This window comes from Serratia sp. CY52157, from assembly GCF_052168495.1.
Classification (GTDB): Bacteria; Pseudomonadota; Gammaproteobacteria; order Enterobacterales; family Enterobacteriaceae; genus Serratia; species Serratia ureilytica.
On sequence record NZ_JBJNMO010000002.1, the window covers coordinates 205,119 to 224,177 of the forward strand.

Consider the following 19,059-nt stretch of genomic DNA (forward strand, 5'->3'; position numbering starts at 1 on the left):
CGATGGCGAACACCATCCTGCTTATCGCGCTGGACGATGATGCGATGGCCGATGTGCGCTGGGGCCGCGTCGGCGAGACGCGCTGCCGCTTTGCCGCCCGCCTCGATCTGGCCGAAGGCGGTAGTGAGTTGGCGGCCATGGCGCAGGGCAGCCGGGTCGTGGTGCTGGTGCCTGCCCGTCATGTGGTGCTGAGACAAACGACATTCCAGGGCAAGGCCCGGCAGGCGACGCCGCTGGCGCTGGCGTACTCCCATGAGACCGGGTTGTTGACCGATGTCGAGCAGATGCATTGGGCGGTGCTGGGCAAGGTGCAGCGCGATTTCACTATCGCCGGCGTTGCGCTGGCGCAGATGCAAGGGTGGGTTGATAGCCTCAACGCCTGCGGCATTCGCGTCGATGCCCTGCTGCCCGACGTGCTGGCGTTGCCGTTGCCGAACCAATGCAGCGCACTGCGCTGGCGCGGACACTGGCTGCTCCGAACGGGGGGCATGCAGGGCATGCAGTTGCCCGATGCCTGGGGGGACAGCGTCCCGTGGCCGACGCCGGATTGGTGTCTGCACAGTGGCGGAGAGGTGCCGGCGGGCTGGGAAACGGCGCGTATCGATGAGGATCCGCTGTGGCGATTGGCGGAAGAGGCCTGGAACAGCACATCCACGCTGTTGCAGGGGCGTTTCAAACCGGGCGTGCGCTGGCCGCGCCGTCTGCCCGATAAGACCGCCTGCGCGATTCTGCTGCTCAGCGGTTCGCTGCTGGTGGGGGGCTTGCATCACCAATTGATGGCCAGACAGAGCGAAAGCCAGATAACGGCGCTGACTCAGCGCCTGCTGCCGAGTGGCGAGACCGCGCCGGCGTTCGCCGAACGGGCGGCGCAAGCGTGGGCACGGCGTATGCAAGACACCCTGAATGCGCCGCAGCTGTTCAGGCTGTTGCCCTACGCGGCCGAGGCGCTTGCTGTCTGGGAACCTCCGCAGTTGCAGGCGCTGGCTTTCGACGCCGCCGACGATCGTTTGGTGGTGACGGTAAACAGAAACGACGCGCCGCTGCCGGCGCCGGTCAACGACGGTGGCGTCAGCATGACGTTCAGCGAGGGAAGCGCGCCTAACCAGGCGATCCTGACGGTGAGAGGTGAGCGATGAACATCGGTTGGCGCGATAAGGCGCTGCGGCGGGCAGTGCTGTTAAGCCTGTTGATGCTGATGGCCTGCGGCTACTGCCTGTATCAGTTTTCGCAGGCGCAAAAAAACGCACAACGGCTGGCGGCGCTGCGGGAGCAGGCGCGCGTCATCCAACAATTGCAGGCGCGTTTGCCGCAGAGCGCCGCCGCGCGCGAGCAACTGCCGGAGCGACTGCGACAGAGTGCGCTGGCATATCGCATCGCCATCGCCGAACTGACGGAAAGTGAAGCGGATGTGCGGGTCACGCTGCCGCCCGTGCCGTTTGAACGCCTGTTGCCGTGGCTGGCCGCCCTGCAACGCGAGCACGGGATCCGCGTGCTCTCACTCGCCGCAGAACGTGCGGGGCAGGCGCCGGGCGTGGTGCAAATCAGCCAACTGCGGGTAACGGCGCAACCGGCGATGTCACCCACGCGACGACAATAGAGGATCCAGAGAACCATGCTATCCGCAATAAACGCAGTGGCCGATGAACACTGGCTGCTATTTAGCGCCGTGTTGAGCCTGTGCATCGGCAGTTTTATCAATGTGGTCGTTTATCGGCTGCCTGTCATGCTTGAGCGCGAAATGGAAATGGCGCAGGCCGAACGATTTAATCTCTTTTTGCCGCGTTCATTCTGCCCGTGTTGCACAATGAAAATATCGGCGCTCGATAATATTCCTTTATTAAGTTGGCTGCTGTTGCGCGGTCGCTGTCGTTATTGTCGCACGCCTATTTCCATCCGTTATCCACTGGTGGAGCTATTGCTGATGCTAATGGGAATAACGCTGGCCTGGCGCGTTGGCATCGGTGTGGATTGGTTTTTCATGTTGGCGTTTGCTGCATTGCTGCTGGCCTTGGCGGCGATCGACAGCGAGCGTCAGCTGTTGCCGGATTGCCTGACGCTGTCGCTGCTGTGGGCCGGGCTGTTGTGGCATTGCCTGGCGCACCCGGCATTTTTGTCGGCGGCGGTCATCGGCGCGCTGGCGGGGTATTTGACGCTGTGGCTGCTGTATTGGGGATTTCGTCTCGCGACCGGCCGCGAGGGGCTGGGATACGGCGATTTTAAACTGCTGGCGGCGCTCGGCGCCTGGGGCGGCTATGCCGTTTTGCCGTCGATTCTGCTGTTTGCCGCCACCGGCAGCCTGCTGTGGCTGCTGCTGCGGGTGTGGCGCGGCGGCGATGGGGCACAGCCCCTGCCTTTCGGCCCGGGGTTGGCGGTGGCGGGCGCCGGCGCGGTAGCCTGCCAGTGGCTTGCGCTACCGCTGGCGGGTTAACGGAGCTGGGCTAAAAACGGCGCCAGCGTTCGGTTGAGTCCGCTGCACTTCTCTCGCAACGGCGTGGCGTCGGCCTCCAGCTGCGCGGCGACGTTTTTGCCTGCGTCAAGCAACTGGGTGCGATTAAGCGCCGGCGCCCAGCCTTTTCTCTCCGCCGCCTGCAACGCCGCCGCCGCGAGTGGGTCGTTGGCCGGGATATCGGCGCGGTTGCAGCGTTCTCTCAGAAACTGGCCGGCGCCGACTAGCGATGACAGCTGGTCGCGCTGGATGGCGGCGTCAGGGGCCGATTTGGCGGCGTGCTGACAGCCGGATAACAGCAGGCATGCCATGAACGCCGTGGCGATGTTTTTCAATGTCACGTTATTTTCCCTGTGGAAGTGGCGCGGTGTCGGTATTTTCTTGCGCCGCATGGCGGCGCTTTATGAGGTCAGGAATATTTTAACCCTTTATCATGCGGTTTAATATTCTGACGGCATTAGGTTTTATTATTTTAATGCATTCTAAGTGCCGGGCGTTCAGGGCTTCTACTTATTATTCCTCTCGCGGTATCGCCGCATCTCTTTGAGTTTCTTCTCACTCAGTTGGAATCCAATAAATTTAACTGGAGTCGTAATGAAATTATCCAAAATCGCCCTGATGATGGCAGCGCTCACTGCCTCCTCGGCCGCCTGGTCGCACGGTTATATCGAAGTGCCCGAGAGCCGCGCTTACAAGTGCAAGCTGGGCAGCAACACCGACTGCGGCCGAGCGCAGTGGGAACCGCAGAGCGTCGAGCAGGTTTCCGGCTTCCCTGGCGGCGCGACGCCGCGCGACGGCCAGCTGGCCAGCGGCGGGGTGGGCGGTTTCGAGCCGCTGGATCGTCAGGGCGTCAACGTCTGGGCGTTGAACACCATGAAGCCGGGACCGCAGACGTTCACCTGGTACCACACCGCCAAGCACAAAACCAATAACTGGCGTTATTACATCACCAAACAAGACTGGGACGTGAATAAGCCGCTGTCGCGCGAGGCTTTCGAAAAAGAGCCGTTCTGTGAAGTCGATGGCCATGCTCAGGCGCCAAAAGATCGCGAAGTGCACCAGTGCGTGGTGCCGGAGAGAACCGGCTATCAGGTGATTTATGGCGTGTGGGAAATTAATGACACGGTGAACAGCTTCTATCAGGTGGTTGACGTCAACTTCGAGGACGACGGCGTCGTGTCCGAATGGCGCAAGCAGCTGCAAGGCTCTCTCACCGGCAAAAACCTGCAGGTTGGCGACAAGGTGATCGCCCGCTTCTTCGATGCGGACGGTGAAGTGCTGACGATGAAAACCGAGCTGGCGATCGACAGTGAGGCGCTGACCGACAAAAACCGCTGGAGCCACGCGCTGGCCAGCAAGATCAACGCCGAACAGAAAGCGGTGCGTGCCGGGGTGAAAGACGGTAAAGGCAACGTCAATCCGGTGTTTGGCAATAATGCGGTCTTCGCCAAACAAGGAAGCACGATGAAGAGCGTGGTGATCTCCTATGAGGAAGAAACGCCGGCTATCACCGAAGAGATCCGCATCGGCAACCTGTCCAGCACCAAGATCAAGGACGGTAAAGCTCAGCTGACCTTTAATGCCGAGGTTAAAGGCAAATTGACCGTTGAAGCGCGCGTTTACGATCACGGCCAGACGGAAAAAGGCTACGTGAAAGAGACGCTGGAAGACGCCAGCCAGCCGCTGACCATCGCGCTGAACAACGTCAGCGAGGGCCACCACATGCTGAAAGTGATCGCCAGCAACGACAATGGGCAGAGCATTCAGCCGGATATCGAAAACTTCAATCTGGAAGCTGAATCCACCGGCGGTGGCGGCAATGGCGACTACAACTTCGTCTTCCCGAACGCGCTGAGTAAATACACCGCCGGCACCACGGTGCTGCAACCGAAAGACGGCAAGGTTTATCAGTGCAAACCTTTCCCTTACAGCGGTTACTGCATGCAGTGGAACAGCGGCGCGACTCAGTTTGAGCCGGGCGTGGGATCCAACTGGCAGGACGCCTGGGTCGTGAAAAAGTAAGTGCGAATCGGATAGTCAAGCGGCCAATGATGGCCGCTTTTAAAGGAGCTTTATGTCACACGAACCTGCCCGTTACGATCTTTTCAGTCGGTTACTGCATTGGGGCATTGCCGCCGTGATGATCTACGTCATGATCGTGGGTTATTCACTGCATTTTATGACGGATGCGCGCATCTTCGCCTTTTTCTCCGTGACCAATATGTCGTTGGCCTTGGTGCTGACACCGCTGATGGCGGCGCGCTTTATCTGGCGTTTTTTCCGGCCTAAAGTGCCTTATGGCGATATGCTGCAAGGGCGCGAGAAGGGGTTGGTGCATCTGCTGCACGAAATATTCTACCTGCTGATTTTCGTGGTGTTGCTGAGCGGCTTTCTTATGCTGGAGCACGGCTTTGCGGTTTTCGGCGCGATCGATTTTCCCCGTCCGATTGCGAATCTTGAGGTTAATCGTTTCTTTTTCGCCGTGCACCGTTATTCATGCATCGCGCTGTCGGCCATGATTGTACTGCACATCGCGGCGGTGATTAAGCATCACTGTTTCGCCCGGCGGGCGATTTTACGCCGCATGCTCTGAGCCTGGCGGTGATGGATCACGCCGCCCGGCGCGGCGGCGTGGCAGCGATGGCCTCAGGGATATTCGCCGCGATGTGCACCACACAGGCAATGTGAGGCGAGCGTCTTCACGCGTGAATAGCGTTAAGGCGTAATACCCCGGGCATTAACCGAGAATTGTTGCTATTTATTATTAACGGCAAAGATGAGTGTAATTAACATTTCGTTGTCAATAGGAAAATGACCTATTCAACTTGAACATTGAAGCCGATAAAAGCATCGGCTCAACGCGTTGGGGGCTGATTATCTGACATATTTCCAAACGGAGGTGGGGATTTTGTCATACAGCTTGTTCATGGTCAGCTCCGCCAAACGATGATCGGCGGCTGAGTAAAACAGCTCCAGTTCATCATCGGAAAGCTCGTACTTATTTTTTTCAATAACACGTTCGAGAGTATCAATCGTGGTGCATTTACGTAAACGCATCAGATAGTCGGTTTTAGTCATGGTGGCCTTTTAGTTTAATAACCGTAAAATAGCTCGGGAATAATTATCCCCTAAGTTTTCATTGTCGTACAGATGTCCTCTCCTGAGAACATTCTGAATAATCTCGCCTTGGTTTTTTGCCAGCGGCGCAGGTCGGAATCATTGATACCGTAGCTGCTGAACAGCGTATAGGTATCGTCGAGATATTCCTCGACTAACTCCGACAAATCGGATTCGTCCATGTATTTAATTTTATAACTCATCACAAACGAAGCGATATGTTCGATCAACTCATTAAGCTGAAGGTTGACGGAGGATGTCGGATCGTTGACCCACCCGTGGTGGCTGTCTCCCAGGGTGGCGATACCTTCATCATACAAATTTTCGCACAAGAATTTGAGTTGAGCAATGTCGTGTCGCTTAGGCGAATACTCATCCATATCATCCCCTCCGTAAGTCTTAATGGCGGTGTTGATAACACTATGTGAGTAAGCTGATTTACATCATGAACGGAGGCAGCTTAACGGTGGTTAAATAAACTTCCCGTAAAATGAATATAAATCATTTTTTCGCGTTTGGCCTGCAGTTATTACGTAAACTTACAATTCATCCGCGGTTGATGGGCGTGAGTTATCAATGATGTCGAAGATTAAACCCCGTTGCGCCACACGGAACCGGACGCTATCGCTGATCGTGTCTTCGCTGTTGATATCCAGGCAAGCATTAAAAATGCCCCACTTATAGCGATAACTCATTGAATAATCGCTGTCACCTTGTTGCACTATATCAAGTATTTCTAATGAATCTTCGGCATAGCGTGCGCTTTCAGAATAAAAACTGAGTCCGCTGGTCAGCGCCGGCACTAACTCCGCAATATTGTCATTAATCACTTTCTTTAATTTTTTAACAGAAAGTGCGTTGACGTCCAGGTTACAGGCAAGGGTAACAAGCATTAATCTCGGCCAACAACAATGTTATCTGCTCATCTTACTCCTTTTCCACTCGCGCCGGTAAATTTTTCGATTTACCGCTGTTTTTTTTACCTTCCGCCAACATTTTTGCCGAACGGGAATATCCCTGAGTTTGATAAGGGGGCGAGGGGGGGACCTGCTGCGCGACGAGCTGTTACGTTCCGTTGCATTAATGAGTCCGGCAACGCTTGAGACATACCATTAATTGTGATGTTATATTATAACCATAAATCTGCTGCTTTGGTTATTCCCTTGATTCCCACTTCGCAAAATGACGCCGCGTCGTCACTGAATTCGTTGTTCACCACCTCCGCGGCCGTGCGCTGTGCGGGCGCTATCGTTTTGTTGACTCTGCTGTGGCTCGGCATTTTTTGGGCGGTGTCGCTGCCATGATTTCATTACGTCAGCTGGCGATAGGCTATGGCGCCACGCCGCTTTTCCCGCCGCTGAGCGGGCAGTTTAGCGCCGGTTCGTTAACCGCGGTGGTGGGCGTCAACGGGGCAGGGAAATCGACGTTGCTGAAAACGTTCGCCGGTTTGTTGCCGCCCTTGGCGGGTCGCCTGGACTTTAGCGGTGAAAAGCCGCCGCGCAAGGCTTATTTACCACAGCAGGCGGATCTGGATCGGCAATTCCCGATCGCGGTGAGCGATCTGGTGGCGATGGGATGTTGGCCGCAAAGCGGCATGTTCGGCGGTATGAACCAGCGTGCGGCGAGCCAGGTTAATGAGGCGCTGGCGAGCGTCGGCATGAGCGCGCTGGCGCACAGTCCGGTGGGCGAGCTCTCCGGCGGCCAGCTGCAGCGGGTGCTGTTTGCGCGCCTGTTGGTCCAACAGGCGCCGTTGATCCTGCTGGATGAACCCTTCACCGGCATCGACAGCGCCACTACGCAGATCCTGCTGCAGGTGATCGCGCAGCTGCACCAGCAGGGGAGAACGGTGATCGCCGTCCTGCATGACATGTCGATGGTCGCCGAGCATTTTCCGCAGGTGCTGTTGCTGACCCCGCAGGCGTGTCATTGGGGCGCGGCCGAGCGCGTGCTGGAACAGGTGCCGCGGTATCTCGCCGCCGAACGGCAGCCGGGCCTGCGGGTGGTGGCGCCATGATGCTGTTGCATGGGCTTATCGACCCTTTTCTCTCTTTCGGTTTTATGCGACGCGCATTGATGGCGTGTCTGGCGCTGTCGCTCAGCGCCGCCCCGCTGGGGGTGTTTCTGTTGCTGCGCCGCATGAGCCTGGTGGGGGATGCGTTGTCCCACGCGGTGTTGCCCGGCGCGGCAATCGGTTATCTGATTTCCGGCATGTCGCTGGTGGCCATGGGCGTGGGCGGCTTTATCGCCGGGCTGGCGGTGGCGATGTTGTCCGGCCTGGTGAGCCGCCGCACGCCGCTGAAAGAGGACGCCAGCTTCGCCGGATTCTATCTGGGGTCGCTGGCGCTCGGGGTCACGTTGGTCTCGCTGCGCGGTTCCAGCGTGGATCTGCTGCACGTGCTGTTCGGTTCGATTCTGGCGGTGGATGCGCAGGCGATGCTGATGGTCGGTGCGATCGCCACGGTGTCGCTGCTGGCGCTGGCGGCGCTGTACCGCGCGTTGGTGATCGAGTCCTTCGACGTCACTTTCCTGCGCGTTAACGCGCCGCGCCGGTTGGCGCTGATCCACGGCCTGTTTTTGGCGCTGGTGGTGGTCAATCTGGTGGCGGGGTTCCAGGTCCTCGGCACCCTGATGTCGGTGGGGCTGATGATGCTGCCCGCCGCCAGCGCACGCTTCTGGGCGCGCAATCTGCCGCAGACGCTGGCGGTGGCGATGGGCATCGGCGCGCTGTCAAGCCTGATTGGGCTGGTGTGGTCCTACTACGCTTCGCTGCCTGCCGGTCCGGCGATCGTGCTCAGCGCCAGCGTCATCTTCTTTGTCTCGATCCTGTTTGGAACGCGTGGAGGCATTTACGCCTTTGCGCGCCGTTGAGAAGTGCCATTTGCAAGGAGAAAATATGAAACGTTTACCTATATCGCTGGCGGTCGCTGCTCTGCTGGCCAGCCCATTGGCGATGGCGAAGACCGTCGACGCCGTCGCCAGCTTTTCCATTCTGGGAGATATCGTTAAACAGGTAGGGGGCGATCACGTCAAGGTCAGCACACTGGTGGGGCCAGATGGCGATCCGCACAGCTTCGAGCCTTCACCGCAGGATGGCAAGACGTTGGCGCAGGCCGACGTGGTGTTCGTTAGCGGCCTGGGGCTGGAAGGGTGGATCGATCGCATGGTCAGCGCTTCGGGTTATAAAGGACAGGTGATTACCGCGTCACAGGGCATCAACACCCGCCAAATGGAGGAGGACGGCAAACCGATTACCGATCCCCACGCCTGGAACAGCATGAAAAACGGCGTGCAGTACGCCACCAACGTGATGAACGCCCTGATCGCCGCCGATCCCGAGGATGCCAACTATTTTCGCCAGCGCGGCGCCGAATACATTCAGCAGTTGCAAAAGCTGGATCTGTGGGCCAAAACCCAGTTCGCCGCTGTGCCGCCGCAGAAACGTAAGGTGCTCACCAGCCATGATGCCTTTGGTTACTTTGGGCAAGAGTATGGCGTCACCTTCCTTGCGCCGGTCGGATTTTCCACCGAGGCCGAAGCCAGCGCCAGCGATGTGGCCGGCCTGATCAAGCAAATCAAACAGGAAAAAGTTAACGCTTACTTTATCGAAAACCAGACCGATCCGCGACTGGTGAAACAGATTGCCGCCGCCACCGGCGCCAAGGCGGGCGGCGAGCTGTACCCTGAAGCGCTCTCGCGCGTGGGCGGCCCGGCAGCCACCTATGAGCAGGCGTTCAAGCACAATGTCGACGCGTTGCTGAGCAGCATGAAGTAATCTCCGCCCCCGCTTGCCGGCGGGGGCAGCTTGCAGGCACTTTCTCGCCATAAAAAAAGCCCCGTTGAGCAGCAACGGGGCTTTGCGACAGATGACACTTTGGAGTTAACGCTTTTTCTTACGTCCCTGTACCGCTTTGAATCGCGGATTGCTTTTACAGATCACATAGATGCGGCCACGACGACGCACGACTTTGCAATCCGGGTGGCGATTTTTCGCCGAACGCAATGAACTCAATACCTGCATGGGGGTTCCTTGTTACTTATTGCCGATAAAGCGGCCAAAGCGCTGCTGGAAGCGCGCCGTGCTGCCTTCTTTGGAATAGTCTTTCTGCTTGCCGGTGTAATACGGATGCGAAGCGGAAGAGACGTCGAGGGTGACATACGGCCAGCTTTCGCCGTCCAGCTCGATGGTGCGATCGGTTTTGATGGTCGATCCCACTTTGAAGTAGGCGTTGGCGCTGACGTCGTGGAACACCACGGTGCGATAATCGGGATGGATGCCGGGTTTCATAATGGCTCTCTCATGTAATGTTATACTATAACAACAATTATGCGCCGACCGGGCATCACAATCAAGCGTAAATTGCACACACGAGTGAATTAATGAGAACGGTTTGCATTAAACAACTGAAGCAAAAGAAAAAGGCCGCATGCGCGGCCTTTTCGATTATCGGGTAGAAATTTCTTCACTGAACGATCAGTGATGTTCTACCGGGTGGCTGTGTTCCAGGTCTTCGTTCTTCTTGCTGAAGCGGCGGCGAACCACCACGAAGAACACCGGTACGAAGAAGATCGCCAATACGGTCGCGGTGATCATCCCGCCCATTACGCCGGTACCTACCGCGTTCTGTGCGCCGGAGCCTGCGCCGCTGCTGATAACCAGCGGCAGAACCCCGAGGATGAAGGCCAGGGACGTCATCAGAATTGGACGCAGACGCATACGCACCGCTTCCAACGTCGCTTCGATCAGACCTTTGCCTTCTTTCTCCATCAGATCCTTGGCGAATTCCACGATCAGGATGGCGTTCTTCGCCGATAGACCGATGGTGGTCAACAGCCCCACCTGGAAGTACACGTCGTTATTCATGCCGCGCATCGTCGCGGCCAACAACGCACCGATAACCCCCAGCGGCAATACCAGCATGACCGAGAACGGCACGGACCAGCTTTCATACAGCGCCGCCAGACACAGGAACACCACCAGAATCGAGATGGCGTACAGCGCCGGCGCCTGGTTGCCCGACAGACGTTCCTGATAGGACATGCCGGTCCAGTCGTAACCGATGCCGCTTGGCAGTTTGGACGCCAGCTGTTCCATCAGGTTCATCGCTTCACCGGTACTCTTGCCCGGTGCAGCCTGGCCCAGAATTTCCATCGACGGCAAGCCGTTATAGCGTTCCAGACGCGGTGAGCCGTATTCCCATTTCGCCGAAGAGAAGGCGGAGAATGGCACCATCTGGCCGCTGGTACCGCGCACGTACCACTTGTTGATGTCTTCCGGCAGCATGCGGAATGGCGCTTCGGCCTGTACGTACACCTTCTTCACACGACCGCGGTCGATGAAGTCGTTGACGTACGAACCGCCCAGTGCGGTGCTCAGCGTGCTGTTGATGGTGGTGATGCTCACGCCCAGCGCCTTGGCTTTCTCCTGATCGACGATCAGTTTGAACTGCGGCGTATCTTCCAGGCCGTTCGGGCGCACGCCCACCAGCACGTCCGGATGCTGAGCAACCATGCCCAACAGCTGGTTACGCGCTTCGGTCAGTTTTTCGTGCCCCAGGCCGCCCTGGTCAATCAGCTCGAAGTCGAAGCCGGTTGCGGTACCGAGTTCGATGATCGCCGGCAGGTTGAACGGGAACACCAGGCCTTCTTTAATCTGCGAGAAGGCGCCCATGGCGCGACCCGCGATCGCTTCCACCTTGTTCCCGGCCCCTGGACGCTCACCCCAGTCTTTCAGGCTGACGAATGCCAGGCCGTTGTTCTGGCCGTTACCGTTGAAGCCGAAGCCCGCGACGGTAAACACCGAAACCACGTTGTCCTTTTCCTTGTTCAGGAAGTAGTCGGAGACTTCTTCCAACACCTTGTTGGTGCGGGATTCGGTGGCGCCGGCAGGCAACTGCACCATGGTCAACAGGATGCCCTGATCTTCGTCCGGCAGGAACGAAGAAGGCAGGCGCAGGAACAGCAGGCCCATGCCAACCACGATCAGCAGGTAGATGATCAGGTAGCGGCCGGTGCTGCGCAGGATGTTGCCCACGCTGTCGGTATAGTGATGCGTGCTCTTCTCGAACATGCGGTTAAACCAGCCGAAGAAGCCCGTTTTAACCCCGTGATCGCCTTTCGGGATCGGTTTGAGCAGGGTGGCGCACAGCGCCGGCGTCAGGATCAAGGCCACCAGCACCGACAGCGCCATCGCGGACACGATGGTGATCGAGAACTGACGATAGATGGCGCCGGTTGAACCGCCGAAGAACGCCATCGGCACGAATACCGCCGACAGCACCATGGCGATACCCACCAGCGCGCCCTGGATCTGGCCCATCGATTTACGGGTAGCTTCTTTCGGCGGCAGCCCCTCTTCGGACATGACGCGCTCGACGTTTTCCACCACCACGATGGCGTCATCCACCAGCAGGCCGATCGCCAACACCATGCCGAACATCGTCAGGGTGTTTATCGAGAAGCCGAACGCCGCGAGTATCGCAAAGGTCCCCAGCAACACCACCGGCACCGCGATGGTTGGGATCAGCGTCGCGCGGAAGTTCTGCAGGAACAGATACATCACCAGGAATACCAGGATGATGGCTTCGATCAGCGTTTTCACCACTTCGTTGATGGAGATCTTAACGAATGGGGTGGTGTCGTACGGATAAACCACTTTCATCCCTTGCGGGAAGAAGGGCGCCATCTTGGCCAGCTCGTCTTTCACACCTTTGGCGGTGTTCAAGGCGTTGGCGCCGGTCGCCAGTTTGATACCCAGGCCGGCGGCAGGCTTGCCGTTATAACGCGCGGTAACGGCATAGCTTTCCGCGCCGCGCTCAATGTGAGCGACGTCGCGCAGGCGCACCTGGGAACCGTCGGTATTGACCTTCAGCAGGATCTTGCCGAACTCTTCCGGCGAAGTCAGACGGGTCTGCGCGATGATCGAGGCGTTCAACTGCTGCCCCGGCACCGGCGGCAGGCCGCCCAGCTGGCCTGCGGCGATCTGGTTGTTCTGCTCGGTGATGGCGGAGGTCACATCCGTGGTCGTCAGCTGGTAGTTGTTCAGCTTGTTCGGATCCAGCCAAATGCGCATCGCGTACTGGGCACCGAACAGCTGCACTTCACCCACGCCGGACGAACGGCTGATCGGGTCCTTGATGTTGGACGCCACGTAGTCCGCAATATCGTCCTGAGTCATGTTCGGATCGTCGGAAACGAAGCCGGCCACCATCAGGAAGCTGCTGCTGGATTTTTCTACTTTCAGGCCCTGCTGCTGAACTTCTTGCGGCAGCAGCGGGGTGGCCAACGACAGTTTGTTCTGGACCTGAACCTGTGCGATGTCAGGATCGGTGCCGGACTCAAACGTCAGGGTAATGGTGACGCTACCAGAGGAATCACTGGTGGAGGACATGTACATCAGGTTATCGATACCGTTCATGTTCTGTTCGATAATCTGTGTGACGGTATCCTGCACCGTTTTGGCATCTGCGCCCGGGTAGTTGGCGGAAATACTCACCGCCGGCGGTGCAATAGTGGGATACTGCGCGATTGGCAGTTTCATTATTGCAAGCACCCCCGCCAACATGACGATGATGGCGATTACCCAGGCGAAAATTGGGCGGTCTATAAAGAACTTAGCCATGTATTACAGGCTCCTTTTTATGACTTCTGCGCTTCAGACTGCGGCTGTTTTTGCGCCTGAGTGTCAACTTCCTGCACTTTTACCTGCGCGCCCGGATGCACTTTCATCAGGCCGGTGACGATGACGCGATCGCCGGCTTTCAGGCCATCGGTAACCAGCCATTTGTCGCCAATCGCCTGGTCCGCCTTCAGCGTGCGCAGCTCAACTTTGTTGTCTGCCCCTACCACCAACGCCGTCGCGTCGCCGCGCGGGTTGCGGGTGACGCCCTGTTGAGGCACCAGCAACGCATCGCTGCGTACGCCTTCGTCCAGACGGGCGCGCACGAACATGCCAGGCAACAGCGTATCGTTCGGGTTAGGGAACAGGGCGCGAATGGTGATGGAGCCGGTGGTCTCATCGACGGTGACGTCGGAGAACTCCAGCGTGCCTTCCTGCGCGTATTCGGTGCCGTTTTCCAGCATCAGTTTCACTTTGGCCTTGCCGTTTTCCTGCTTCAGCGCGCCGCTGGCCAGTTCTTGCTTCAGGCGCAGGAAGTCGGTGCTCGACTGGGTGACGTCGACATACATCGGATCCAACTGCTGCACGGTGGACAGGGCGGTTGCCTGGCCGTTGCTGACCAGCGCGCCTTCGGTCACGGCGGATTTGCCGATGCGGCCGGAGATCGGAGAGGTCACCTTGGTGTACGCCAGGTTGATGCGCGCGGTTTCCACGGCGGCCTTAGCGGCCACCACGGCGGCATCCGCTTGCTGCAGCGTGGACACGGCGTTGTCATAGTCCTGCTTGCTGATGTAGCTGGTGCCCAGCAATGGCTTGTAGCGGTTTACCGTCACGCGCGCGATGGAAGCGCTGGCCTGCGCTTTGGCCAAATCGCCTTTCGCGCTGTCGTAGCTGGCCTGATAGGTCGCGGGATCGATTTGGTACAGAGACGTCCCGGCCTTGATATCGCTGCCTTCAACGAAGTTACGCTTCAGGATGATGCCGCTGACCTGAGGGCGAACTTCGGCGATGCGATACGCAGCGGTGCGGCCAGGAAGATCGGTAGTGATATTGAGAGGCTCGGCCTTCAAAGTGACTACGCCCACTTCAGGAGCCTGCTGTTGGGCGCCTTGCTGTTGGGTTTCTTTATCGTTACATCCTGTTAGCACTAAGCTGCCTGAAAGCATCAGAACGGCCGCCAGAGGCGTTAACCCTCTGTTTTTGTTCATAGAAAAACCTCAAGTGTCCGATTTCAAAATGATCAATGGATCACAAGCTTTAAAACCCATTGCTGCGTTAATTATATGTGCGTGCTATGGTACATACATTCGCGAATGTATGTAAATCACACTCCCCCTAAATAACAATGCCATGGCACGAAAAACCAAACAGCAGGCGCAAGAAACCCGACAGCAAATCCTCGATGCTGCGGTGAGAGAGTTCTCTGAACGTGGCGTTGCTGCAACGTCACTGACAGATATTGCCACCGCTGCCGGGGTTACGCGTGGAGCCATTTACTGGCACTTCAAAAATAAGGTAGACCTGTTTAATGAAGTTTGGGAATCTACCGAGCCGAAAATTGACCAGCTCGAAACAGAGTATCAGGCAAAGTTTCCCGATAATCCACTGCGGGTTATCCGGGAAATTCTGATTTACATTCTGACGTCTACGGTTGAAGACGGCCGCAGGCGGGCGTTGATGGAGATTATATTCCACAAATGCGAGTTTGTCGGTGAAATGATGCCGCTGCTGGATTCGCGCAAGGTGTTGTACCTCGCCGGCTACGAACGCATCGAAGCGGTGCTGTATAACTGCATTCACCACGAGCAATTGCCCGCCGATTTGCATACCCGCCGTGCGGCGATCATCCTGCGCGGTTATATCACCGGCCTGATGGAAAACTGGCTGTTTATGCCGGAAAGTTTCGATCTGCGGGCCGAAGCCGAAGCGCTGGTCGATGCGTTTTTGGAGATGCTGCAGTTTTGCCCCACCTTGCGCCTCAACCCCGACGTCGACCGCCTTCCTTTATAAGGAGAGATTTCATGTCATCAGTTGTTCTCATCGCCAACGGCGCCGCCTATGGCCATGAATCCTTGTTCAATGCGCTGCGGTTGGCCATCGCGCTGAAAGAGCAGCAAAGCAGTCTCGACCTGCGGCTGTTTCTGATGTCCGACGCGGTGGTGGCCGGGCTGGCAGGACAGCAGCCGCACGAAGGATACCATCTGCAGCAGATGCTGGAGATCCTCACCGCGCAGCAGGTGCCGGTCAAGCTGTGCAAGACCTGCGCCGACGCGCGCGGCGTCAGCCGCTTGCCGCTGGCGGACGGCGTGGAGATCGGCACGCTGGTCGAACTGGCGCAGTGGACGCTGGCGGCGGAGAAAGTGCTCACTTTCTGATTTCGCGACAACGGGACATCACCGGCAACGTTTTTGTTGTTCGTTGCCCGCCGGCGATCGTGATAATCTTCAGGCTTCTTAACCGATCCGAAGCTAAATCATGCATCGCTGGTTGACTCTGCCCTCTCTGACGCCGCGCTCGTTTGTCGGCGCATGCCGGCGGCGCATCGCCGCCGCGACACTCCTTTTCCTGATTTGCACGCTGAGCTTGCCGGTGCAGGCGGCGCTGAACGGCGATTTGCCGCAGCGCAGCGAAGTGCAAAGCCAGCTGGAAGCGCTGAACAAGCAAAAAGCCCTGACGCCGGTCGAAAAGCTGTCCCAACAGGATTTAACCCGCACGCTGGAGCTGCTGGACGCCATCGAGCGCAATCGGCAGGATGCGGCGCAGCTTAAACAGCAGGTGCAGCAGGCGCCGGCGAAGCTCAATCAGGTGACCGCCGAGCTGGATGCGCTGAAGCGGCCGACGGACAGCGCGGCGGCGCGCGCCGCGCTGTTGCCGCTGTCGCTGCGCCAATTGGAAAGCCGGCTGTATCAAACGCTCGACGAGCTGCAAAGCGCGCAGGAGAGCCTCTCTACTTACAACAGCCAACTGGTGTCGCTGCAAACCCAGCCTGAACGAGTACAAAGCACCATGTACGCCGCTTCGCAGCGCCTGCAGGAGATCCGCAGCCAGCTCAGCGGCCAGACGCCGGGGCAAGATTCGCTGCGCAACAGCCAGCAGGTGATGCTGACCACCGAGCAGGCGTTGCTCAACGCACAGCTTGAGCTGCAGCGCAAAAGTCTGGAAGCCAATACCACGCTGCAGGATCTGCTGCAAAAACAGCGTGATTACACCACGGCGCATATCGACGCGCTGGATCGCTCGGTGCAGTTGCTGCAGGAGATCGTCAACAGCAAACGTTTGACGCTGTCTGAAAAGACCGCCAAAGAGGCGCAAAACCCGGAAGACTCCACCGATATCCAGCACGATCTGTTGGTCAGCAAACAGCTGGACGTCAACCGCCAGCTGAGCCAGCGGCTGATCGCCGCCACCGAAGAGAGCAACACCCTGTTCCAGCAGAATATTCGGGTCAAAAACTGGCTCGATCGCGGGCTGCAGGCGGAGCGTAACCTGAAAGAACAGATCCAGGTGCTGAAGGGCAGCCTGGTGCTGTCGCGCATCCTGTATCAGCAGCGGCAGAGCCTGCCGCAGGGCACGCTGTTGGCGGATATGGACACGCGCATCGCCGATTTGCGGCTGGAGCAGTTCGATATCAATCAGCAACGCGACGATCTGTTCAAGGGAGAGGATTACATCAACCAGCTGGTGGCCGAAAGCAAGGAAAAGGCCGGCCCAGAGGTGATCGACGCGTTAAACGAGATCGTCGATATGCGCCGCGAACTGCTGGATCAGCTGAACAAGCAGCTCAGCAACCAGCTGTCGCTGTCGATCAACCTGCAGATCAATCAGCAGCAGCTGACCAGCGTTTACGGTTCGCTGCAGGATACGCTGACCCAGCAGATTTTCTGGGTCAACAGCAACAAGCCGGTCGATCTGGCGTGGCTGAAGGCGATGCCGGAGGCGGTGCGCGATCAGATTGCTGGGCTCGATCTCAAATTCGACGGCGGCAAGCTGGTGCAGGGCGGGTTGAATGCGCTGGTGTTCCTGATCCCGATGCTGTTGGCGATCGGGGTATTGCGCTGGCGCTACCGGCTGATCGACGGCCATTTGCAAAAGCTGGCCAACGACGTGGGGCAACTGAAGCGCGACGGCCAACTGCACACGCCGAAGGCCATCGCGCTGACCTTGCTGAAAGTGTTGCCCGGCGCCGCGTTACTCCTCGGCGTCGGTTTCTGGATGTATCGCGCGGATTTCGGCATCAGCGACTTTATATGGGCATTGTCGCAGCAGTTGGCACTGTCGTGGCTGGTGTTCGGCTTCAGCTATCGCATGCTGAAACCGGGCGGCATCGCCGAGCGGCATTTCAACTTCGGCGCCAACCTGTGCGCGCATTACCGCCGTCAGACGCTGCGGCTGGGGTTGGCGCTGCAGCCGTTGATCTTCTGGTCGGTATTGGGCGAGAAAGCGCCGCTGCGTCTGGTGGAAGACGTGATCGGCCAGATCGTGGTGATGTTGACGCTGGCGCTGCTCACGGTGCTGGTGTTCCCGCTGTGCCGCGACAGCTGGCGTGAAAAAGGCTCGCACGCCGTGCGGCTGGTGGTGGTCACCGCGCTGGCCGCCACGCCGCTGATCCTGCTGGGGCTGATGTTCGCCGGCTACTTCTATACCACGCTGCGGCTGGCCAGCCGCTGGATAGACAGCCTGTATCTGTTTTTCCTGTGGAATATCGTATACCTGACCGCGCTGCGCGGTCTGAGCGTGGCGGCGCGGCGTCTGGCTTACCGGCGCGCGTTGGCGCGGCGGCAAAACGTGGCGAAAGAAGGAGCCGAAGGCGGCGAACCGGTGGTGGAAGAGCCGCCGCTGGCGCTCGATCAGATCAACCAGCAGTCGCTGCGCCTGACCACCCTGGTGCTGTTCGCCATCTTCGCCAGCGCCTTCTACGCCATTTGGTCGGATCTGGTGACGGTCATCGCTTATCTGGACAGCATCACGCTGTGGCATTACACCAGCACCGTGGCGGGCAGCAGCGTGTCGCAGGCGGTGACGCTGGGCAACATGATGGTGGCGATCGCCGCAGTGATTGTCGCCTACGTGCTCACCCGCAACTTGCCCGGTTTGCTGGAGGTGGTGGTGCTGTCGCGGTTGCAACTGCGGCAGGGGGCGTCTTACGCCATCACCACCGTGCTCACTTACCTGATTACCGCCGTGGGCGCCGTGGTTGCGCTGGGATCGCTCGGCGTATCCTGGGACAAACTGCAATGGCTGGCCGCCGGTCTGACGGTCGGGCTGGGCTTCGGCCTGCAAGAGATCTTCGCCAACTTCGTCTCCGGCCTGATCATTCTGTTCGAACGCCCGATCCGCATCGGCGATACCATCACCATCGGCACCTTCTCCGGTTCGGTCAGCAAGATCCGCATTCGCGCCACCACCATTACCGACTTCGATCGCAAAGAGGTGATCATTCCGAACAAGGCGTTCGTCACCGAGCGTCTGATCAACTGGTCGCTGTCCGATACCATCACCCGCGTGCTGATCAAGGTCGGCGTGGCCTACGGCTCCGATCTCGACAAGGTGAAAAAGGTGCTGCTGCAGGCGGCGCACGACAATCCGCGGGTGATGACCGATCCCGAACCGCAGGTGTTCTTCCTCAACTTCGGCGCCAGCACGCTGGATCACGAACTGCGGCTCTATGTGCGGGAACTGCGCGATCGCAGCTACACGGTGGACGAACTGAATCGCTCAATCGACCGCTTGTGCCGGGAAAACGGCATCGACATCGCCTTCAATCAGCTGGAGGTGTATCTGCATAACCAGCAGGGCAATGAAGTGCAGGAAGTGAAAAGAACGCTATCGCCGGACGACGGCGGCCAGACGGCGGCGGATAAGCAATGAGAGGCGAAAGGGA

19 protein-coding genes are annotated in these 19,059 nt (G+C 58.4%); 11 read left to right on the plus strand and 8 right to left on the minus strand.

The window, feature by feature from the left end; translation table 11 throughout:
* The first annotated feature begins 2 nt into the window (after positions 1–2).
* From gspL to ACJ8IP_RS10730, 3 genes are read left to right on the plus strand one after another with little or no spacing between them, the layout of a single operon-like run.
* Positions 3–1,136, plus strand: coding sequence for a type II secretion system protein GspL (gene gspL / locus ACJ8IP_RS10720; RefSeq protein WP_182074071.1), 1,134 nt, complete (start codon positions 3–5; stop codon positions 1,134–1,136).
* Positions 1,133–1,597 (plus strand): type II secretion system protein GspM, encoded by a 465-nt coding sequence (gspM, locus tag ACJ8IP_RS10725; RefSeq protein WP_033651100.1) that lies wholly within the window; start codon positions 1,133–1,135, stop codon positions 1,595–1,597. The genes gspL and gspM overlap by 4 nt, the downstream gene beginning before the upstream one ends.
* A 15-nt stretch (positions 1,598–1,612) precedes the next feature.
* On the plus strand, positions 1,613–2,428 hold the full coding sequence (locus tag ACJ8IP_RS10730) for a prepilin peptidase (protein ID WP_187048670.1): 816 nt from the start codon (positions 1,613–1,615) through the stop codon (positions 2,426–2,428).
* Here ACJ8IP_RS10730 and gspS read toward each other — a convergent pair.
* Complete coding sequence (gspS, locus tag ACJ8IP_RS10735) at positions 2,425–2,787, minus strand: type II secretion system pilot lipoprotein GspS (RefSeq protein WP_147838717.1); 363 nt, start codon at positions 2,785–2,787, stop codon at positions 2,425–2,427. The two genes, ACJ8IP_RS10730 and gspS, sit on opposite strands and share 4 nt — an antisense overlap.
* Positions 2,788–3,040: 253 nt before the next feature.
* Here gspS and gbpA point away from each other — a divergent pair, with 253 nt between their 5' ends.
* Both gbpA and ACJ8IP_RS10745 read left to right on the plus strand, forming a co-directional pair.
* Positions 3,041–4,468: an N-acetylglucosamine-binding protein GbpA gene (gene gbpA / locus ACJ8IP_RS10740; RefSeq protein ID WP_042783800.1), complete on the plus strand. Its 1,428-nt coding sequence runs from the start codon at positions 3,041–3,043 to the stop codon at positions 4,466–4,468.
* A 52-nt stretch (positions 4,469–4,520) separates the two neighbouring features.
* Complete coding sequence (locus ACJ8IP_RS10745) at positions 4,521–5,039, plus strand: cytochrome b (RefSeq protein WP_033651103.1); 519 nt, start codon at positions 4,521–4,523, stop codon at positions 5,037–5,039.
* Between the two features lie 281 nt (positions 5,040–5,320).
* Here the strand turns inward: ACJ8IP_RS10745 and ACJ8IP_RS10750 are convergent, their stop codons facing one another.
* The 3 genes from ACJ8IP_RS10750 to ACJ8IP_RS10760 form a co-directional block, all read right to left on the minus strand.
* Complete coding sequence (locus tag ACJ8IP_RS10750) at positions 5,321–5,524, minus strand: HHA domain-containing protein (RefSeq protein WP_004940313.1); 204 nt, start codon at positions 5,522–5,524, stop codon at positions 5,321–5,323.
* 50 nt (positions 5,525–5,574) lie between these two features.
* Positions 5,575–5,943 carry an Hha toxicity modulator TomB gene (gene tomB, locus ACJ8IP_RS10755; RefSeq protein WP_004940312.1) on the minus strand — a complete coding sequence of 123 codons (369 nt, stop codon included), beginning with the start codon at positions 5,941–5,943 and terminating at the stop codon, positions 5,575–5,577.
* Between the two features lie 159 nt (positions 5,944–6,102).
* The gene (locus tag ACJ8IP_RS10760) at positions 6,103–6,456 is read right to left on the minus strand and encodes a hypothetical protein (RefSeq protein ID WP_047572432.1); all 354 of its coding nucleotides are present in this window, start codon (positions 6,454–6,456) and stop codon (positions 6,103–6,105) included.
* 407 nt (positions 6,457–6,863) lie between these two features.
* Here ACJ8IP_RS10760 and ACJ8IP_RS10765 point away from each other — a divergent pair, with 407 nt between their 5' ends.
* The 3 genes from ACJ8IP_RS10765 to ACJ8IP_RS10775 are packed head-to-tail and all read left to right on the plus strand — an operon-like array spanning position 6,864 to position 9,335.
* Positions 6,864–7,577 (plus strand): metal ABC transporter ATP-binding protein, encoded by a 714-nt coding sequence (locus tag ACJ8IP_RS10765; protein WP_042783802.1) that lies wholly within the window; start codon positions 6,864–6,866, stop codon positions 7,575–7,577.
* Positions 7,574–8,431: a metal ABC transporter permease gene (locus tag ACJ8IP_RS10770; protein WP_164107010.1), complete on the plus strand. Its 858-nt coding sequence runs from the start codon at positions 7,574–7,576 to the stop codon at positions 8,429–8,431. Before ACJ8IP_RS10765 ends, ACJ8IP_RS10770 begins: the two co-directional genes overlap by 4 nt.
* 25 nt (positions 8,432–8,456) lie before the next feature.
* On the plus strand, positions 8,457–9,335 hold the full coding sequence (locus ACJ8IP_RS10775; protein WP_164107009.1) for a metal ABC transporter solute-binding protein, Zn/Mn family: 879 nt from the start codon (positions 8,457–8,459) through the stop codon (positions 9,333–9,335).
* A gap of 105 nt (positions 9,336–9,440) precedes the next feature.
* On the opposite strand, the gene ykgO is transcribed toward ACJ8IP_RS10775, so the two are convergent.
* The 4 genes from ykgO to sdeX form a co-directional block, all read right to left on the minus strand.
* The gene (gene ykgO / locus ACJ8IP_RS10780) at positions 9,441–9,581 is read right to left on the minus strand and encodes a type B 50S ribosomal protein L36 (protein ID WP_004940304.1); all 141 of its coding nucleotides are present in this window, start codon (positions 9,579–9,581) and stop codon (positions 9,441–9,443) included.
* A 12-nt stretch (positions 9,582–9,593) separates the two neighbouring features.
* Positions 9,594–9,848 (minus strand): type B 50S ribosomal protein L31, encoded by a 255-nt coding sequence (locus tag ACJ8IP_RS10785; protein ID WP_004940303.1) that lies wholly within the window; start codon positions 9,846–9,848, stop codon positions 9,594–9,596.
* Positions 9,849–10,034: 186 nt separating this feature from the next.
* Complete coding sequence (sdeY, locus tag ACJ8IP_RS10790; protein WP_033651107.1) at positions 10,035–13,181, minus strand: multidrug efflux RND transporter permease subunit SdeY; 3,147 nt, start codon at positions 13,179–13,181, stop codon at positions 10,035–10,037.
* 17 nt (positions 13,182–13,198) lie between these two features.
* The gene (sdeX, locus tag ACJ8IP_RS10795) at positions 13,199–14,386 is read right to left on the minus strand and encodes a multidrug efflux RND transporter periplasmic adaptor subunit SdeX (RefSeq protein WP_033642108.1); all 1,188 of its coding nucleotides are present in this window, start codon (positions 14,384–14,386) and stop codon (positions 13,199–13,201) included.
* 142 nt (positions 14,387–14,528) lie between these two features.
* Between sdeX and acrR the strand changes: the two genes are divergently transcribed.
* The 3 genes from acrR (at position 14,529) to mscK (ending at position 19,046) form a co-directional block, all read left to right on the plus strand.
* A complete protein-coding gene (gene acrR / locus ACJ8IP_RS10800; RefSeq protein WP_033642109.1) occupies positions 14,529–15,188 on the plus strand; it encodes a multidrug efflux transporter transcriptional repressor AcrR in 660 nt (219 codons plus the stop codon).
* An 11-nt stretch (positions 15,189–15,199) separates the two neighbouring features.
* Positions 15,200–15,553, plus strand: a complete 354-nt coding sequence (locus ACJ8IP_RS10805) for a DsrE/DsrF/TusD sulfur relay family protein (protein ID WP_042783805.1) — start codon at positions 15,200–15,202, stop codon at positions 15,551–15,553.
* 100 nt (positions 15,554–15,653) lie between these two features.
* On the plus strand, positions 15,654–19,046 hold the full coding sequence (gene mscK, locus ACJ8IP_RS10810; RefSeq protein ID WP_442524396.1) for a mechanosensitive channel MscK: 3,393 nt from the start codon (positions 15,654–15,656) through the stop codon (positions 19,044–19,046).
* Positions 19,047–19,059: the final 13 nt, after the last annotated feature.

Excerpts from the sequence above, each read along its gene's own strand:
- gspL (WP_182074071.1), top strand. The coding sequence starts at position 3 with ATGGCGAACACCATCCTGCTTATCGCGCTGGACGATGATGCGATGGCC.
- gspM (WP_033651100.1), top strand. The coding sequence starts at position 1,133 with ATGAACATCGGTTGGCGCGATAAGGCGCTGCGGCGGGCAGTGCTGTTA.
- ACJ8IP_RS10730 (WP_187048670.1), top strand. The coding sequence starts at position 1,613 with ATGCTATCCGCAATAAACGCAGTGGCCGATGAACACTGGCTGCTATTT.
- gbpA (WP_042783800.1), top strand. The coding sequence starts at position 3,041 with ATGAAATTATCCAAAATCGCCCTGATGATGGCAGCGCTCACTGCCTCC.
- ACJ8IP_RS10745 (WP_033651103.1), top strand. The coding sequence starts at position 4,521 with ATGTCACACGAACCTGCCCGTTACGATCTTTTCAGTCGGTTACTGCAT.
- ACJ8IP_RS10750 (WP_004940313.1), bottom strand. The coding sequence starts at position 5,524 with ATGACTAAAACCGACTATCTGATGCGTTTACGTAAATGCACCACGATT.
- tomB (WP_004940312.1), bottom strand. The coding sequence starts at position 5,943 with ATGGATGAGTATTCGCCTAAGCGACACGACATTGCTCAACTCAAATTC.
- ACJ8IP_RS10760 (WP_047572432.1), bottom strand. The coding sequence starts at position 6,456 with ATGCTTGTTACCCTTGCCTGTAACCTGGACGTCAACGCACTTTCTGTT.
- ACJ8IP_RS10765 (WP_042783802.1), top strand. The coding sequence starts at position 6,864 with ATGATTTCATTACGTCAGCTGGCGATAGGCTATGGCGCCACGCCGCTT.
- ACJ8IP_RS10770 (WP_164107010.1), top strand. The coding sequence starts at position 7,574 with ATGATGCTGTTGCATGGGCTTATCGACCCTTTTCTCTCTTTCGGTTTT.
- ACJ8IP_RS10775 (WP_164107009.1), top strand. The coding sequence starts at position 8,457 with ATGAAACGTTTACCTATATCGCTGGCGGTCGCTGCTCTGCTGGCCAGC.
- ykgO (WP_004940304.1), bottom strand. The coding sequence starts at position 9,581 with ATGCAGGTATTGAGTTCATTGCGTTCGGCGAAAAATCGCCACCCGGAT.
- ACJ8IP_RS10785 (WP_004940303.1), bottom strand. The coding sequence starts at position 9,848 with ATGAAACCCGGCATCCATCCCGATTATCGCACCGTGGTGTTCCACGAC.
- sdeY (WP_033651107.1), bottom strand. The coding sequence starts at position 13,181 with ATGGCTAAGTTCTTTATAGACCGCCCAATTTTCGCCTGGGTAATCGCC.
- sdeX (WP_033642108.1), bottom strand. The coding sequence starts at position 14,386 with ATGAACAAAAACAGAGGGTTAACGCCTCTGGCGGCCGTTCTGATGCTT.
- acrR (WP_033642109.1), top strand. The coding sequence starts at position 14,529 with ATGGCACGAAAAACCAAACAGCAGGCGCAAGAAACCCGACAGCAAATC.
- ACJ8IP_RS10805 (WP_042783805.1), top strand. The coding sequence starts at position 15,200 with ATGTCATCAGTTGTTCTCATCGCCAACGGCGCCGCCTATGGCCATGAA.
- mscK (WP_442524396.1), top strand. The coding sequence starts at position 15,654 with ATGCATCGCTGGTTGACTCTGCCCTCTCTGACGCCGCGCTCGTTTGTC.